At 44.0% G+C, this 17,299-nt stretch carries 11 protein-coding genes; 7 read left to right on the top strand and 4 right to left on the bottom strand.

All coding sequences use genetic code 11. From position 1 onward, the window contains the following. The first annotated feature begins 69 nt into the window (after nt 1-69). On the top strand, nt 70-753 hold the full coding sequence (locus tag ACRD7P_RS07205) for a DUF2461 domain-containing protein (RefSeq protein WP_430906869.1): 684 nt from the start codon (nt 70-72) through the stop codon (nt 751-753). A gap of 307 nt (nt 754-1,060) precedes the next feature. Here the strand turns inward: ACRD7P_RS07205 and ACRD7P_RS07200 are convergent, their stop codons facing one another. The 3 genes from ACRD7P_RS07200 to ACRD7P_RS07190 all read right to left on the bottom strand — a co-directional run bounded on the left by ACRD7P_RS07200 (nt 1,061) and on the right by ACRD7P_RS07190 (nt 5,474). Continuing rightward, on the bottom strand, nt 1,061-1,477 hold the full coding sequence (locus ACRD7P_RS07200; RefSeq protein WP_430906868.1) for a glyoxalase: 417 nt from the start codon (nt 1,475-1,477) through the stop codon (nt 1,061-1,063). Between the two features lie 137 nt (nt 1,478-1,614). After that, complete coding sequence (locus tag ACRD7P_RS07195) at nt 1,615-4,641, bottom strand: WD40/YVTN/BNR-like repeat-containing protein (RefSeq protein WP_430906867.1); 3,027 nt, start codon at nt 4,639-4,641, stop codon at nt 1,615-1,617. A gap of 62 nt (nt 4,642-4,703) precedes the next feature. Then, complete coding sequence (locus ACRD7P_RS07190) at nt 4,704-5,474, bottom strand: LolA family protein (RefSeq protein WP_430906866.1); 771 nt, start codon at nt 5,472-5,474, stop codon at nt 4,704-4,706. Nucleotides 5,475-5,637: 163 nt separating this feature from the next. Here ACRD7P_RS07190 and ACRD7P_RS07185 point away from each other — a divergent pair, with 163 nt between their 5' ends. Next, nucleotides 5,638-6,534 (top strand): DUF72 domain-containing protein, encoded by an 897-nt coding sequence (locus ACRD7P_RS07185; protein ID WP_430906865.1) that lies wholly within the window; start codon nt 5,638-5,640, stop codon nt 6,532-6,534. A gap of 138 nt (nt 6,535-6,672) precedes the next feature. Here the strand turns inward: ACRD7P_RS07185 and ACRD7P_RS07180 are convergent, their stop codons facing one another. Then, complete coding sequence (locus ACRD7P_RS07180; protein ID WP_430906864.1) at nt 6,673-7,962, bottom strand: dipeptidase; 1,290 nt, start codon at nt 7,960-7,962, stop codon at nt 6,673-6,675. Nucleotides 7,963-8,153: 191 nt separating this feature from the next. On the opposite strand from ACRD7P_RS07180, the gene ACRD7P_RS07175 reads away from it, so the two are divergent. Genes ACRD7P_RS07175 through ACRD7P_RS07155 form a run of 5 tightly spaced genes read left to right on the top strand, consistent with a single transcriptional unit; the run spans nt 8,154 to nt 17,298 of the window. Further along, nucleotides 8,154-9,905 carry an ATP-binding protein gene (locus ACRD7P_RS07175; RefSeq protein ID WP_430906863.1) on the top strand — a complete coding sequence of 584 codons (1,752 nt, stop codon included), beginning with the start codon at nt 8,154-8,156 and terminating at the stop codon, nt 9,903-9,905. Between the two features lie 2 nt (nt 9,906-9,907). After that, nucleotides 9,908-10,279 carry a response regulator transcription factor gene (locus ACRD7P_RS07170; RefSeq protein ID WP_430906862.1) on the top strand — a complete coding sequence of 124 codons (372 nt, stop codon included), beginning with the start codon at nt 9,908-9,910 and terminating at the stop codon, nt 10,277-10,279. A 1-nt stretch (nt 10,280) separates the two neighbouring features. Then, entirely contained in the window at nt 10,281-13,505 is a 3,225-nt protein-coding gene (locus ACRD7P_RS07165) for a hypothetical protein (RefSeq protein ID WP_430906861.1), read from the top strand. 7 nt (nt 13,506-13,512) lie between these two features. Further along, nucleotides 13,513-14,943, top strand: a complete 1,431-nt coding sequence (locus tag ACRD7P_RS07160; protein WP_430906860.1) for a glycosyltransferase family 2 protein — start codon at nt 13,513-13,515, stop codon at nt 14,941-14,943. A 9-nt stretch (nt 14,944-14,952) separates the two neighbouring features. Further along, nucleotides 14,953-17,298 (top strand): sulfatase-like hydrolase/transferase, encoded by a 2,346-nt coding sequence (locus ACRD7P_RS07155; RefSeq protein ID WP_430906859.1) that lies wholly within the window; start codon nt 14,953-14,955, stop codon nt 17,296-17,298. The last annotated feature ends 1 nt before the right edge of the window (nt 17,299 follow it).

Genomic DNA, 17,299 nt, shown 5'->3' with positions numbered 1-17,299 from the left:
TGTTCAATCACTTTCCAACAATTGGTTAACTTTAGCACAAATAATAAACTGTAATACGTCATTTGTCGCATGTCGAACACAAGCATTACCAAGGAAGTATTCAATTTTTTGAACACTTTAAAAGAGAACAACGATCGGGAATGGTTTACCGAAAACAAAAAACGCTTCAAAGCCACGGAAACGGTGGTTAAATCGGTTTTTCAGGCGATTTATGAGAACGTGCAGGAGCATGACGATATTGAACGACTTAAAACGTTCCGTATCTATAGGGATGTACGCTTCTCCCATGACAAAACACCTTACAAAGTGAATTTTTCTGCCGGTCTGTCCCGGTCGGGGGTGCAACTTCGGGGCGGCTATTACATTCATATCCAACCCAAAGGAAGTTTTATCGCTGCCGGTTTTTGGGCACCGAACAAGGAGGACCTGCTTCGAATAAGAAAGGAATGGGAGTTGGACGCCTCTGAGCTACGGGATATCCTAGCGAACAAAAACTTTCAAAAAACTTGGGGAGAATTGACCGGAGATGGCGTAAAAACGGCGCCAAAGGGCTTTAGCAAAGAAGACCCGAATATCGATTTGATCCGTAAGAAACAGTTTATCTTGGTCAAAAATTTTAACGACAAGGCCGTGATGGACCCAAAGTTTGCAACCGAGGTGAGCGAAGCCTTTAAGCAAGTACGCCCCTTCTTCGATTTGATGAGCAATATATTGACCACGGACCTCAACGGAGCGTCCGTTATCGGGCAATGAACCTTTTTATCCGTTTCGGCGGAGCATCTTCAACGGTTGGCCCCCTTGATCATACCGTAGCTAATCAATAGAATGGTAACAGTGGCCAAAAAAAGACTCCCCAAGAACATAATAGTAGTAATTGTCGATAGCATCGTTTTTCATTTTCAGGTTAACGTTTCTAAAGGTAGCGCTTAGGTCAACTGGAAAGAATAACCAATGTATCAATGGCGCAAAAACCTGTACAAACCGTTAGTAGGAAAACAAAAAACGTGCCATTTGCAGATGGGGCGGGAGCATTTACTATATAGCGAAGTGTTTTCCTTTGCTATACGGAAATCATTGGTTTTACGGTATCAAAATATTGCAACTGGTCCTGAATACGTTTAATGACCATGTTCATCATTCTTTTGTTCAGGTTGGAGGAGTTTTGAATGTAATGGCCATATTCCTCGATACCGAATTGGCCTATTATCATTCCCTTTAAAGCGTTTCGAAACTTGATATCCTTTTGTATGGCATTCTCAATATACTGCAAGCGCCGTTCCAAGGTTAGCTCATAAAATCGGTTTTTATGCTTTGTTATATAGTTTGAAAATACGGCAAGTAGCAAGTCATTTTGAAGTTTGATTACGGGGCGTAAGGTTGCATTTTGAAAAAACTCGTCATCGCCCATTTCCGGAGAAACTTTTGCCGATGGAATTTCTGGACGGATGTCCAGTAGCTGTTGGGACCTGTCGTTCATAAAGCTTGTTTTATTAAAGATACCTATTAACCAAACATATTTTAAATGTCGGGACAGTACTTATCAAACAGCTTATAAACAAAAATGCCACCGATCTTGTGATCGATGGCATTTTTTTCGGAACGTTTGGCAGCGCTCTATTTTCCGTTTAAAAACGCATCATAAGTTTTTATGGTCATCGCTTCGGTATGCTTATACTTTTTCTTTAGTTTTTCAAAGTCCGTTTTCGCGGTATTGAACCTGTTATCGATTACGGTAAGGTTTTCAAGCTCCGCTTTGGTGGGTTTGTCATAGCTATTGGCCAACTTACTGAACAAATCGGTCATTTTCTCCCGTAATTGGGGTTCTGCAGACCCCACATAGTTGTCCCCTGTGGTGATTACCAGGGTCTCTTTAAGGTCATTTAACTTTTTTACCGTTTTTACGTCCTTTGCCGCTTCCGCCTTTACGATCATTTCGTCAAGTTCATAAACCATATAGGCCAGTTCCTGTGTCATGTCATAAAGCTTCATAACCGTCTCATTTTTTAAGGTACGGTCCGTTTCCGTTAACGAGGAACTATCGTCATATACGAGGTCGAAGGTATCCTCAAAGGTATCCTTCCCTTTTTTAATAACTGCCTTATAAGTGCCTGCAGGTACTTTAGGACTCGTAAATCCGCCAAAAGAAAAGGTTTTTCCTTTTGCCACTTTAGGTTGTTTACGGGTATAGCTCCAATTTACGATGTTGATGCCCTTCGATTTTCCCGGTCCCAGCTCTACAATGGTATTGCCTTCCATATCCTGTATCTCCATGGTCATTTTCCCAAAGGTGTGCCGCTTGCTCAAATAGTACTTTATTTGCGCATTGGTGGTCTCATTACGTCCCACGAATTGGGTTTCGTTACCGAAACTACCGGAAAAACTACTTTTTTCGTTGATGACCGTCGGTTTCGAATCGAAAAAGTGTAGTTTCTTCGCCATCACTTCCGCATTGAGTTCCCGCAATGGGGAAATGTCGTCGATAATGATGATGCCCCTTCCATGGGTGCCCATGACCAAATCGTTGGTTTCTTTTTGCAGGGCTATGGAATGTACCGCTACCGCCGGCATATTGATGGTGAATTTTTTCCAGCTTTTACCACCGTTCAAAGTGATATAAAGACCAAATTCGGTTCCCAAAAACAATAGATCCGGGTTTACATGGTCTTCTTGTATGCTTCGCGCGAAGCCGACAACTTCATCGGAAATGATACTGGTCCATGTTTTTCCATAATCGGTAGTCTTGAACGCGTAAGGATTTTTATCGTTTTGGGTGTGACCATCGAACACGGCATATGCAGTTCCCTTATCAAAACTACCGGCCACTACTTGATACACCCATGTGTTCGCAGGAAGCCCTTTGATATTGGGTGTGGTATTGGTCCATGTTTTACCACCGTCCTTGGTAAGCTGCACATTTCCATCATCGGTCCCTACCCAAATGATGTTTTCGTCCAAACTGGATTCTACAATCGAGAAAATAGTGGTATGGTTCTCCGCTCCGGAATTGTCCTTGGAAAGTCCTCCTGAATTTTCCTGGGTTTGTTTGGAAGCATCGTTCGTGGTAAGATCTGGGGAAATAATTTCCCAGGTATCGCCCATATCTTCCGATTTGTGTAAAAATTGACTCCCCATATAAAACCGGTCGGGTTGGTGCGTACTAATGGCCATAGGGGCATTCCAGTTAAAACGAAGTTTTGGAACTCCCGGGGCCGCTAGGGGCTGTATCGTCTTCAAGGTCCTTCGATCCGCGTCATAGCGCCATACATTATCGGCACCCTGCATTTCGGAATAAATGATGTTTTTAACGGGGTGTTTGTATACCCTGAACCCATCTCCGGCGCCAACACTGTTCCAGTCGCGGGCCTCTATTCCCCCGGGGGATGCACTTGGCCCATACCAAGAACCGTTGTCCTGAAGCCCACCGTAAATGTTATAAGGTTCGGCGTTGTCCACACTAATATGATAAAACTGCGAAAGCGGCAAGTTTTCAACGATTTCCATGTTGGTACCGCCGTCCCACGAACGATAAACACCACCATCTGTGCCTACATACATGATATCGGAGTCCTTTATGCTGAATGCGATATCATGTATATCGCTATGCATATCGCCCAAATTTTTAAACGTTTTTCCTCCGTCTCGGGAAATGGAACCACTAAGCCCGCCTTTTACGATCACATTTTCATTTCGTGGGTCCACTACGATCCGTGAAAAATAAAAGGGTCGAACGGTAATTCCAAAATCGTTGTTCAGTTGTTTCCAGTTTGCGCCGGCATCATCACTTCGGTATAGCCCTTTGCGTTCGTCTTTTTCGGCTTCGATAACCGTGTAGAGCACTTTTGGGTTCGACGGTGCTATGGCGATACCGAGTCTACCCAGTTTTCCCTTTGGAAAACCGTTATGAATTTTGTTCCAATTTTTTCCACCATCAACGGATTTGTATAGTGCGCTATTGGCACCTCCAGATTCAAAAGACCAGCCCGTTCTGCGAAATTCCCACATGGAAGCGTAAAGGATATTTGGATCGGTCGGGTCCATGGCCAAGTCGGCACAGCCGGTCTTTTGGTCTACATAGAGTAATTTGTCCCAAGTGGTACCGCCATCGCCCGATTTGTATACGCCCCGTTCTTCATTATCGCCCCATAAGGCTCCCAATACCCCTACATAAATTTCCTTGCTGTTCTTGGGGTTTACGATTACACTGGTAATGCGTTCCGAGGCTTCGAAGCCCAATTTTTTCCAATTGGCACCGCCGTCCGTGGAACGATAGAGTCCGTCCCCTACAGAAACACTGTTCCGTGTCCATGTTTCTCCGGTTCCCACATATATGGTATTGTCCGGGTCGTTCGGATCCAGTGCAACGGCTCCGATGGACTGGCAGTGGTCATCAAAAATAGGGGTAAAGGTCGTTCCCGAATCGTTGGATTTCCAAACGCCTCCCCCGGCCGAACCGGCATAAATGATACGACTGTTCGTAGGATGCACCTCCATATCATTGATACGGCCACTCATTAAGGCCGGTCCTATATGGCGCGCGGTCATATCGCCAAAAAGTTGTTTTCCATCGCTGGATGTCTGTGCCGTAGTAAGGTTTGGCACCAATAAAGCTGCAGCCACGATGGCGAATAGTATTTTTTTCATTTTCTAGGGTGGATTAAAAAAAAGACCCTTTTGGAATAAAGGGCCTTTATACTATTTTGAGATTATTTTTTTTCTTCGGTTTCGGCCTCCTCTGGAAAGGCAAAAGCGGTAGCGTCTACTTCCGGATTCAATTCGATGGTCTCCATCGTAATCGGAGCGCCCGGTTGTCCTTTTACACCTTGCGTCATGGAAAAGGGGAAGTAAAGCCCTTCCACTTCCTGATAGTCGCTAAAGGTTACCTCGGAGGTCATGCCCTTGCCCGGGCCTTCACGCACCTCACTTTGCATTGCAATGGGTACGAAGTTTTCGGTATCGAAATAGTAAAAAGAAATATCCTCTTCCTGTACACCATCCACCGTAATCGGTTCTTTAACCAATTTTAGTTTAAAGGCTTCGGTTCCGTCAATGGTTTCCTTGCCCAAAAGTTCTAAGGTGTATCCTTTTTCTTTATAATCAATAAAAGGACCAGGGAAGTCGTTGGCGTTGAGTTTAAAGTTGGCGGTTGCTTCCGCATCGCTTTTTTCAGCTTTCAAGGTCATAAAATTATGGCTCCATAGGGTCTCTCCGTCAAAAACCCCTTGTTTGATTTCCTTTCCTTGAAAATTGATCGTGGTCATTTGACGACCATCGTTAAGCTGTACGATTTCAATAGGGATCTCCATTCCCTGTTGATTGACCTTTGCGGTCATTTTCATTCCTTTAATGGCCTTGAAATTTTCGAGCCCTCCGATACTCTCGTAGTAGGAGGCAAGAATTTCATCTACCGTCTGCGCCTGGACAGGAACCGTTAGCGATAGGACAAATAGGGCCATACATACTTTTAATGCTTTCATTCTCATATTATAAATATTAGTTCAATAACGTTTGTATCAAAGATAGGCGGAATGTTACAGTTTTTTTTGAAAATTAGTGCCCAAAGTAGTGTACTGTGTCTAAAACAGCGACCCATTGCTATCGGAAAGCCGTATTTTTAACATCATCTTTAAAAGCGGAGCTATGAAATTCGGAACTGTAGACCACCCGGAATTGATCGATTTTACTATGCCAAAAGACCACCCGGATACCGAGGTGGTGCTGTTAAAAACAAAGAAGGACGTCCCCATGAACGTATTTGTAGGTTGTGCCAAATGGAACCGTCAGGATCTAAAGAACTTTTATCCTAGGGGTACAAAGGACGAGCTGCAGTATTATGCATCGCAATTCAATAGTATTGAGTTGAACGCCACGTTTTATCGCATTTTTCCGAAGGAGCAATATGAAAAATGGCATGATAAAACGCCATCGGATTTTAAGTTTTTCCCAAAAATATCACAGGATATCAGTCATTTGCGGCGCTTGAACGAAGCGGTGTATCCTATTGTAGACCGGTATTTAGAAGCAACGGTCGGCTTAAAAGAGAAATTGGGTACCATCTTTTTGCAGATGCACGGTAACTTCGGTCCTAAAAATTGGGACCGTGTGGTCCGTTTTATCAATTATTGGCCCAAGGAGTTTCCCTTGGCTATGGAGTTTCGCCATACCGATTGGTTCAACGATAAAAAAATAGCATCGGAACTCTACCATTTGTTGGAAGAAAACGGCATTACCAACGTGCTTGTCGATACTGCCGGGCGTAGGGATATCATGCATATGCGCCTCACGAACCAGGAGGCCTTTATCCGCTACGTGGGCGCCAACCACCAAAGCGACCATACCAGACTGGACGATTGGGTGGACAAATTATATGATTGGAAGAAAAAAGGCCTTCGTGATGTTCACTTTTTTGTACACCAGAACATGGAATTGGAGTCGCCACTGTTAGCGGCCGGTTTTATTACCAAGCTGAACGATAAACTGGGGTGCAAACTTAAAATACCGCACACCTTGAATGGCCCAGAGCCGACATTGTTTTAATCTTTAAAACCGTTCGGTATTTATTAAGGTGATAAAACAGGATCATTCGCAATCTCGGCAAAGTACCGTAGTTAGACTTCGTACCGCCCCTGACTAAGAATTTTAACCTTCGCGTACCATCCCGATGTTTTCTATGGCTTAGTTCGTACTGTTTTCGGCGGCATAGCTTTGCACCGCATCCAAAACCCTTAACAGGTTACCGCCCCATAGTTTGGCAATTTCTCCCTCGGTATAGCCTCTTTTCACCAACTCTCGCGTAACATTAAAGGTTTCCGAAGCATCGGTCCATCCTTCGATACCCCCGCCACCATCAAAATCGGAACTGATCCCTACGTGATCGATACCGATAAGATCGACCATATAATCAACATGGTTTACAAAATCTCCCACATCAACCGCCGCAGGTGCGTTGTCCATTTTACGGGCCTTGGCCTTTCCTAAATCCAGTACTCTAGGGTAATTTTCCATAAATGCCTGTTTTTGGGCGTCGGAAAGTGTTGCAAATTGTGAACGCTCGTACCATTCGATACCCAAAGAATCGGCACACTTCTTATAAATCGTTTTCATAAAAGCGGCATGTGTTTCATGTTTTTCGGTGTTCAAATACGAACTGAATGCTACTGTCTGTACAACGCCACCATTCTTTTTCAACAGTTTTAACTGCTCGTCATCCAGGTTTCTACTATGGTCGCAAAGCGCCCTGGCAGAAGAATGTGAAGCGATTATCGGGGTTTTGGACAAAGCTACCATTTGTTTCATGGCTTCTTTTGATGGATGCGAAATATCTATCATTATTCCGAGTCTATTCATCTCTTTAACAGCGCTTTTACCCAATTCACTTAAACCATTATGAAGCCATAAGCTATCCGCTTCGCCCGTATTGGAATCGGAAAATTGACTATGCCCGTTGTGTGATAGGGAAATATATCGCGCCCCCTTTTTATGGTACGCGTCAAAAAGGGAAAGGTCTTCACCTATGGGATAGGCGTTTTCCACACCGATCATGGCCACTTTTTTTCCGGAGGCAGCAATGCGCCTAACATCTTCGGAGGTCAATGCCAATCCAATATCATCCGGTGCATATTCCTCACAAAGCCGATGGATGGCCGAAAACTTGTCCATGGCATTCTCGCTGGCCTTTGCATAACCGCTATCGGTCAATGAATCTTGTCCCGTATACACGATGAACCAGGCCACATCCAGTCCGCCCTCTTTCATTTTGGGAAGATTTACCTGGGTCTCCAACCGTTGTGCGTAGTTCACGCTATCGGTGAAATTGCGTACGTTGATATCGGCATGGGTGTCGATGGTAATTACATTTTCATGAATTCTTTTCGCAATCGTTTCCTCACTTTCCGAAACTTCGATTTTCTGTTCTTTACAGGAAACTAAAATGGAGAAAAAGGCAAAATAATGCAGGTATTTCATAGCGCTTACATTTTATACCTACAAATAAAGCATTTTGACAACAAAATGGGGGCTTTCGGTAACATTTAATTGTTCACTGTCAACAAAATAAAGAGTTTTAAGGTATCAATAACTTTGAAATAAACCCAGTACCATGCCTTAAGTCCCCATTCGTTGACCGTTATGTATGGTAAAACCAAATCGATCCCCCATTGAAAAAAAGAGACCTACTTGAAGAAATCGACTCCCTAAGATTCCAGTTGAACAACCTATCCTTCGATACGGTGGACGCCTCCGAGGCCAACGCGCTATTGAACCGTTTTCGAAAGCTTACCGATTCTGCGGCCAATGCTACTAAAGGGCAAACCCCGGACCTTGACCTCAAGGATAGGGACGAGCAACCAAACGTACCGCAAACGGACCATGAAACCGGGCTACAGGTAGTAGCACAGGTTAGCCATGAGATCAGAACACCCCTAAACGGTATTATCGGTTTTACCGAACTATTGGGCGAAAGCATGCTCAACGAAGCACAAATGGCGCATGTGTCCGCCATTCAATCGGCTTCCAATTCACTTATGGAAATCATAAACGAGCTGTTGGAGTATGCCAAACTGGCCACGGGCAACATTTCATTTGAAACCATAGACTTCAATTTATCCTCTACGGTCAAGGACATCGATTTTCTATGTCAGACCTTGATCGTAGCGGACCGGGTGACCCTAAAAACACATATTGACCCCACAATACCGGAATTTCTTTTGGGAGACCCTGCCAAGCTCGGTCAAATACTGCTGAATCTTTTGGGCAACGCCGTAAAATTCGTTAAACAGGGCGATATCAGCCTACACGTCAGTCTCAAAGAAAAAACGGAGAAAATCGTTTGGCTCACTTTTGTCGTTTCCGACCAAGGAATAGGCATACGGGAGGAGGAGCTTCCCTACATTTTCGACAGATACCGTCAGGTGGGCAATTCTGAGTCCACTGCCGGAGGTATGGGCTTGGGGCTTTCCATAGTAAAAAAATTAATTGATCATCAAAAAGGAAATATCGCCGTTTCCAGTGTATTTGGAAAAGGGACCACGTTTACTTTCGACCTTCCTTTCAGCATCAGTACAGCGGGAACCGTATTGGAACAACCGACCAAAAGTGCTATCGAAAGGGAACTGTTTAACGGCCTTGTGGTTTTGGTGTTTGAGGACAATACCCTAAACCAGCGATTGATTGCGGAACGTTTGAACAAGTGGAATTGCAAAACCTTTGTTACCGATGATTTTCATCAAGGAATGGGCTTTTTACAAGAAAACGTAGTGGATATTGTGCTGATGGATCTTAAAATGCCAAATATGGACGGTTTTGAAATTTCTAAAAATATTCGCCAGCATGGCACTACACGTATTAGCGAAGTACCGATAATAGCGCTCACTGCCGACTTTACGGTGAAGGATAAAAAGAAGTCGGAATTGGCAGGCATGAACGGCTATTTGTTAAAACCATACAGGCCCGAGGCACTTTTTAAGGTACTGTTGGAAAATACTACCCCTATGGAAAAGAATAAAAATTTTGACAAGTACAATGGAACTATGGCCAACGGACAGGATGTTGAAGCGCATTTTACTTTGGACGATATCATGTCCGATTGCATGAACGATGTTTCGCTGTTGGAAGAACTGATACGGTTGTTCAAACAAAATGCAATTGAATTCATAGGAGCGGCCAAAATTCACTTGGAGCAGTCCAATTTTAAAGGCTTGGAATTTGCGCTCCATAAAATGAAATCGGGGCTGGCCATGATGAAAACCTACAGCCTGCATGCCATTGTTACCGAAATGCACACCTGCTGTAAAGCAGAAAAAGACCTGAAACACCTAAACTATCTGTACCAATCCTTTTTAGAGGAATATCCGCTAGTAGAAAATCAGATAGAAATGGCGCTGACCTCCATCAAACAACAAAAAAGTTAACCATGGTATCCAAACAGCTTTTATTGGCCGAAGATGACGAATTGTTGGGGTCATTGTTGCGTTTTCGCCTGCAAAAAGGGGGATACGAGGTGGCACACGTAACCGATGGCAAACAAGTAAAGGAACATTTAGGAGAGGACATTCCGGATATTATCGTCAGCGATATCATGATGCCCTATTTTTCGGGCATCGAACTTATCGATTATGTGCGCAACGAACTGGATTCAAAAGTGCCGATCATCATCATATCATCGGCAGGAAACGAAGAAAATGTGCTGAGTGCTTTTGAACTCGGTGCAAACGATTTTATATCAAAACCGGTGAGTCCGTCAGAACTTCTCGTCCGTGTAGCAAGAGAACTGAACAAAACATAATTTGCAGTTTACCGCCCAAATATACCGAACCTACGACCTCATTACCGCGCCTAAGATCCACACGGATCTTTTGTGGGATTTGACCTTGTTGTTCCTGGGCATAGCGTTTCTTTATTTTCTGGCCATCTTTCTGTTCAAAAAGCAGCTCTCCAAGCGCTCGAATAAAACAAAAAAGATCAAACAGGAAATCGCCCCGATGATCAGTGAGTTTATTTTTCTGGAAGAAGACGCCACTAAAGATGAAAAAAGCAGTTACGTAAACCTCAAAGTTGAAATTCGGGAATTGATAAAATCGGCGTTCTATCGCAAAACGGTTACCGAAATTCTTATGGACCTACGAAAGGATGTTTCCGGAACTGCCCGGAAACGACTTTTTGAACTGTTCAAAGATTTGGGACTTCATCAAGAATCGTATAAAAAACTTCATGCGTTGCGTTGGGAGCGTATCTCCAAGGGGATTATAGAATTGACCCAAATGCGGGTACAGGAGTCGTACGGACTCATCAGCAAGTTCATCAACGACAAACGGCCTACCATAAGAAAGCAGGCCGAGATTGCCGTGGTTACCCTAAAACCGGAAGGAATCAACCACTTTTTGGACACCACCAAGCACCGTATATCCGAATGGCAACAACTAAAATTGATGGAAGTGCTGAGCAACAAGGAAAACTTTTTGCCCCCAAGCTTTAGGGTATGGCTAACCTCAAAAAACAAGTTTGTGGTGCTCTTCGCCCTTCGTTTGATCAAACATTACGATCAAAACGATGCTTACGCTTCCATTACGGAACTGGTAAAACATAAAAATAACAGAATAAAACAGGAAGCGATCGATTGTATTAAAACATTCCATATCACCGACGCCATTCCAACATTAAAAACAGTTTTTTGGAAATGTTCAGTAAACATCAAAATAGCCTTATTGGATGCCATTGGCAACTTGGGCGAAAAGGAAGATCTGCCCTTTTTAAAGCTGATAGAAAATAAGGAGTCCAGTTTTCCCGTAAGAAGTAAAGCCTTGGCCGCCATTAATATGATTGCCCCCGAAACGGTATTGCCCACCGAAGGAATCGTAGATACCAAAAACTATAATATTCCCAAGGACATTCGTGGTGCAAAAATGGAAACGATGCCCGAGGATCCTACGATAGATGAGTACCGCGATACCATCACTCCGGAAAATACCGCGGATACTTCAACCGATGACAATTCCGAAACGATGCTGGAAGTAGATGTGATATCCGACCAGGGCGATGCCGATTTGGTATCCATCAAAAATGAAAAGCAGGACGATGAAATAGCCCCTATCTCCGAGGAACCTGGCGAAGCCATAGTAGAAAATACCCAAAAAGTGACCGGAACATCCTTATCGGATGAAAAAAAATCAATTGACCAAGACCACAAAACCGAATCCATTTCCAATACCTACAGCATGAAGGACAACCACGAGCCAAAAGACCCTAAACCGAACGATGTTACCAAAAATGTTTCGGAATCTTCCGCTGAAGATGAATCTTCCAAAAAAGAGAATATGGAAGCGCCAACTGAAATACAACCGGCGTTTTCCATAGCGTTTTTACCCGTTGTAATCGATGGGAGCGTTGGTACCGATGAAACCGAAACAACCGATAATGTCGAAACTACCGGCGAAACGGACGATGTCGTAGACATCAAGGTCGATTTTGAATTGTTAGCACCCATTGTCGAGGATACCAAAGAAATCACGGAAGAACGCAAGCCCATCAGGTTTGACGTAACCGATGCTGAAATGTACTTTATTCCCATCGTTGAAAATCCGCTGCCCTCCGTTACAGATCAGTATTCCTTTGCTGACACCAGGGTACAAACGCAAACGGATCTTAAGGAACTGGAGGTCGTGGATTACAATGAGATTATTGCTTTGGAAAATGCAAAAAAACCAGGATTTGTTGATGCTAAGGAACTTGTGGTCCGGTATGAAGCGATTTCGGCAACACCGGAAGTAAAAACCGGCTTTGACATAAATGAGCTTCCAGTAGTTTACGATCAGGTTTTGGGAAATGGCCCTTCGGACAACGCACAAAATAATCCGGCGGTCAATACTATAGCACCGGAAGTAACGGAACCGATGTTTACCGTGGTCTTCAAAGACCTACCCGAACGGCCGGTACAGGTACCGCTCGAAAATACCGATGTTAACGAAATAACGGTAAGCTACGAAGAAATCAAAAGTATTGCCTTGGACCAATGGCTACCGGTAAGCAAGGAAACGGAATTCAAGGAGGAACCTACAAATACGCCACTCGACCATGATATGGACGCTGAAATAGCGAATAGTCCGGATACCGAAGATGATATCGCTTCAAACGAAACCGAGGAGACTGCTGAGGAAAGCATCGCGGAACAGGATATTGCGGAACAACAGCTGCCCAGTTGGTTGCTTAAAGAAATTGAAGCACCGGAAGAAACAACGGACAAAACTACGGCGATCAAGATGGAAGGACCGGAATGGGAAGCCAAAACCTCCAAAATGATACACGACATCAACTACTACCTCCAATATTTACCGAGCAATAAAAAATATGATAGCGATATGGTAGATACCATGCAACTTTTAGACGATATCGATTTTTTTGGTGACGAGCGAGAGCTTCCCTTGTTGGACGAGTTGATGCAAAAGGAAAAAAAGGAAGCGGCATTGGTCCGCATAAAAGACATCATGGCACGTTTTCAGGGGAACGCCCCTTTGGATGATGGAAACGCTACCGAAACCGAAGGCACGGTCAAAAACAACGAGCCCTACAGTATATTCCAAGAGTTTTTTAGACACTGCGATACCGATTCCAAGTTGATATTGCTGGACGAGATCGTTGCCGTAGGCGACCATAAGGAAGTTTATTTTTTGGGAAAGCTGTTAAGCGACCCCGAACGGCGTATTCGTCGTAAAGCTGCAAAAACCTTAAAGGAGCTGAAAGAACGATTGGGCATGGACCCCGAACAGAATATCGAAAAAAGGGAACAAGCGACCGTCTTGAACGCTCCGGGAGATTCTTCGGAAGGGAAGATAGAACGGCTATTGGGACAAATGGATATTCAGCCACCAAAGGAAAAGGGCATTTTCGATATTGATTTCGAACTGTTGGGAGAAGAGGCACCTACAACCGTCACCGGGCCAAAAGCAAAGAAAAAGAGTGGTAGCGTTCGGGATTCCATTTTTAAACTGTTCCAAAGAACGAACAAAAAAAAGTAGATCGGTAATGGATAGCGAATTCTTTCAGGTCGTCCTTAATTACATAAACGTAATATTTTTTACGTTTACGGTGGTACTCTTTTCCATGTTTACTCTAATGGGATACCTATCCACAAGAAATTCCATCCATTATCGAAATAAAAATAGCTTTGGTGATCTCTCTAAAGTAATGGCATCCCCGCTTGCCCCGAGTATCACCATTATCGCACCAGCGTACAACGAAGGCCTGACCATTGTAGAAAACATACGCTCGTTATTGTCGTTGCGGTATGTGAACTACGAGGTAATGGTAGTGAATGACGGGAGTAAGGACGATACCTTACAGAAAATGATCGAGGCATATGACTTGGTAAAGGTACCTAGGGAAATAGATCCGGAATGGAAATCGAAACCCATTCGCGGCATCTATCGATCCAAACACCGATCTTTTTCGAAACTTACGGTCGTAGATAAGGAAAATGGAGGAAAATCCGATGCCTTGAATACGGGTATGGCGCTTTCAAGCAATCAGTATGTTGGTTGTATCGATGTCGATTGCCTGTTGCTGCCCGACGCGCTTTTACATGTGGTAAAATCGTTTTACCAACGGTCGGAGAAAAGGGTGATTGCCGTAGGCGGGGTAATCCGTGTTGCCAATTCCTGCGTGATCCAAGGTGGCCGGTTGGAAGAAATTCGCCTTCCCAAAAACTGGCTGGCCCGTTTTCAATTGCTGGAATATACCCGTTCCTTCATCTTAGGGAGAATGGCGTGGGGACGAATCGATAGCCTGTTGATCATATCGGGAGCTTTCGGTTTCTTTGATCGCGAAATCGCCAATGCCGTTGGCGGATACGACACCAACACGGTAGGGGAGGATATGGAAATAGTGTTTCGGATGCGCCGGTATATGCACGACCGCAAGATGCCCTATACCGTAGAGTATATTCCCGATTCCCTATGCTGGACGGAAGTTCCGGAGGACTTGAAGATTCTGGTCAATCAACGCGATCGCTGGGCACGTGGCAATTTGGAAACCTTAAAGACCCATAGGGATATGTTTTTTAATTCCAAATATGGGCGATTGGGGCTGATCAGTTATCCGTATTGGTTTTTTTATGAATGGATGGCCCCGTTGTTGGAGTTTTTCGGCCTTTTCACGATCATCATCTTTTATTACTTGGGAATATTGAATTTCGATTTTTTCCTTGCCATTACCGCGGCCGTATACATGTACTCCATAATGTTCTCTTTTTATGCGATTCTATGGGACGTGTACTCCTATAACGAATATAAGAAAACCAAGGACATCCTAATATTGATGTTCTGCGCCATTATAGAACCCATAACCTTTCACCCCATTGTCGTGTGGGCAGCGGTCCGGGGCAATTACAAAAAATTATTCAAGATAAAATCCGGTTGGGGCTCCCAGGTAAGAAAGGGATTTGCCAAGGCAACTTAATACCAAAATATGAATACGAGCCAAATAGATAGTTACACCTTAAAACACTATACCCGAGCGGTCATAGCGTTTTTTGGATGCTTGGTGGCGCTGTCCATATTTCAATATAGCCTGCTATACGCAAAAGGTATTGTGGATATCATTTTTGGTAGAAGCTTTTTTATAGCGCTCGTTCACCATATCGGTTTTTCGTCGTTGACCGGTATCTTTTTGGTGTTTCCTTTCAAGTTTTTAGAAAACCTAAGACCACGTTATGGCATGTATTTCGCTTTAGGGTCGCTGGGCGTTTTACTCTTGATCGAACTGTTTTTGACCGTATATTTTTGCACCGTGTTATTGCCTTTGGGGTCCGACATTGCTGCTTATAGTTGGGAAGAAGTCCGGTTTAAGGCCTTTAACGCCAATAGTTGGGGTACGCTGGGCTATTTTTTATTGGGGGCATTGTTGCTACAGCTCCTCTTTTTAGGAATGTACCGGTCGACCGTGCGTTTTTATCGACTGATCAACGGCATGTTTCCGCTGACCTTGGTATTCTTCAGCATATTCATTACAGCCATGTTTACGCCGAGCAAGCCGATCAATCAAAACAAGACCTACTACTTGGGGCTAAACCTGTACCGCACGGCAACGGAAGAACATTCCTATGACGGGAAAAGTACGTATCCCTTGCTACGGCCCATACAGACACAGAATACATTAAAGCCCTATTTCAATTTAAAAAAGACCAAACCGAATCTAGTTTTCCTTATCGTGGAAGGCTTGGGACGCGACTTTGTTGGTAAAGATGCTCCGTATGGTGGTTTTACCCCGTTTTTGGATTCCCTTAGCACGCAATCTTTGTATTGGAAAAACTGTTTGAGTACTACCGGAAGAAACTTCGGTGCCCTTCCCGCACTGGTGGGGTCCTTACCCTTCGGTAAAAATGGATTTATGGGGATGGAGGAATATCCGAACAAGCTAACACTTTACGGTATTTTAAAGAAGAACGCCTATCATACTTCCTATTATCAGGGCTCCAATGGTGCTTTTGACAATGTTGTACGCTTTCTTCAAAGTGAGGATGTCGACCTTATTTTGGACAAGGCGGGCTTTGGAAAAAATTATGATTTACAAACGGGCGATTCGGGAGGGTACTCCTGGGGATATCCCGATTTGGAGCTTTTTCGTAAGAGTGTAAGCCTCGATAGGAGCAAGGACACGCCCCGTATGGAGGTGTACCTTACCTTAAGCACGCGAGACCCCTTTCTTCCCCCAAAAATGACGTATTATACGGAACAGGTAGAAAAAACCTTGGAGCACCGTGCTTATGGAAAACGAGAACGTAGGATCATCAAAAAGAACGATGGCGTTTTCGCAAGCTTGTTGTATGCCGATAATGCCTTGGCATGGTTTTTTGAGGCATATAAAAAATTGCCCGGTTATGAGAACACCATTTTTATCGTTACCGGAAACCATCTTTTGCCGGCCATACCCGCTAGAACCGAAATCAGCCGTTTTCATGTCCCCTTACTGATTTACAGTCCACTGTTAAAGGCGCCTAGAAAGATGGAGGCTTTAAACTCCCATTTCGATATCGCACCCAGCATCGTATCCTTATTGCACAAGCAATATAACCTTAGCGTACCGGAAAAAACAGCCTGGCTTGGAAGTGGCCTAGATACCGAAAAAACCTTTCGGTCGGTAAAGCGTATTCCATTGATGCGAAACAAGAACGAGTTAAAGGATTATGTTAAGGGAACCACATTCTTATCGGATGGTGAGATTTTTGAAATGGACAAAAATTTGGGGTTAACACCTTTGGAAACCGAAGATGACACCTTGGAGCTTGCCTTAAAGCGGTTTAAGGGCGTCAATCAATACATTACTAAAAACAACAGGATCATACCGGACAGCTTGGCCGTGTTCAACTTTGAAAAGGAAAAGTTTAGCGGTCGGGATATCGTATGGATACATAGTGTATTCAATGGCCATAATTTTGATCGGGCCTTTGATAGCGCAAGGGAATTGGCATTGGCAAAGGAGTATGACAGGGCCCTTTTACTGTTGCGTTATATTGTTTCGGAAGTTCCAGGAAACGTAGACGCAAAAATACTTATGGGCAGGATCAATGGTTGGAGGGGACATTATTCGGATTCCATTACCTTATTACAGGAAGCTATTGAGATGGTTCCGGACTACATTGATGCCTATGCGGCGTTATTCGATGTTTATTATTGGTCAGGCCGGTACAAGGAAGGATATGAATTGATTGCCAAGGTGCAGCAAAATAGCTCTAGGGCCGACGAAATATATGAGAAAATTGCTAGGGCAAAAAAACTATATGATAAGGAGAAACAACTGGCGACCGCCCAGTAAG

This window comes from Maribacter sp. 2-571 (assembly GCF_050589625.1).
Lineage (GTDB): Bacteria > Bacteroidota > Bacteroidia > Flavobacteriales > Flavobacteriaceae > Pelagihabitans.
Note: the sequence above shows the minus strand (reverse complement) of the source record. Positions and strands in the feature narration are given on the sequence as shown.

Excerpts from the sequence above, each read along its gene's own strand:
- ACRD7P_RS07155 (WP_430906859.1), top strand. The coding sequence starts at position 14,953 with ATGAATACGAGCCAAATAGATAGTTACACCTTAAAACACTATACCCGA.
- ACRD7P_RS07180 (WP_430906864.1), bottom strand. The coding sequence starts at position 7,962 with ATGAAATACCTGCATTATTTTGCCTTTTTCTCCATTTTAGTTTCCTGT.
- ACRD7P_RS07160 (WP_430906860.1), top strand. The coding sequence starts at position 13,513 with ATGGATAGCGAATTCTTTCAGGTCGTCCTTAATTACATAAACGTAATA.
- ACRD7P_RS07205 (WP_430906869.1), top strand. The coding sequence starts at position 70 with ATGTCGAACACAAGCATTACCAAGGAAGTATTCAATTTTTTGAACACT.
- ACRD7P_RS07190 (WP_430906866.1), bottom strand. The coding sequence starts at position 5,474 with ATGAAAGCATTAAAAGTATGTATGGCCCTATTTGTCCTATCGCTAACG.
- ACRD7P_RS07195 (WP_430906867.1), bottom strand. The coding sequence starts at position 4,641 with ATGAAAAAAATACTATTCGCCATCGTGGCTGCAGCTTTATTGGTGCCA.
- ACRD7P_RS07200 (WP_430906868.1), bottom strand. The coding sequence starts at position 1,477 with ATGAACGACAGGTCCCAACAGCTACTGGACATCCGTCCAGAAATTCCA.
- ACRD7P_RS07185 (WP_430906865.1), top strand. The coding sequence starts at position 5,638 with ATGAAATTCGGAACTGTAGACCACCCGGAATTGATCGATTTTACTATG.
- ACRD7P_RS07170 (WP_430906862.1), top strand. The coding sequence starts at position 9,908 with ATGGTATCCAAACAGCTTTTATTGGCCGAAGATGACGAATTGTTGGGG.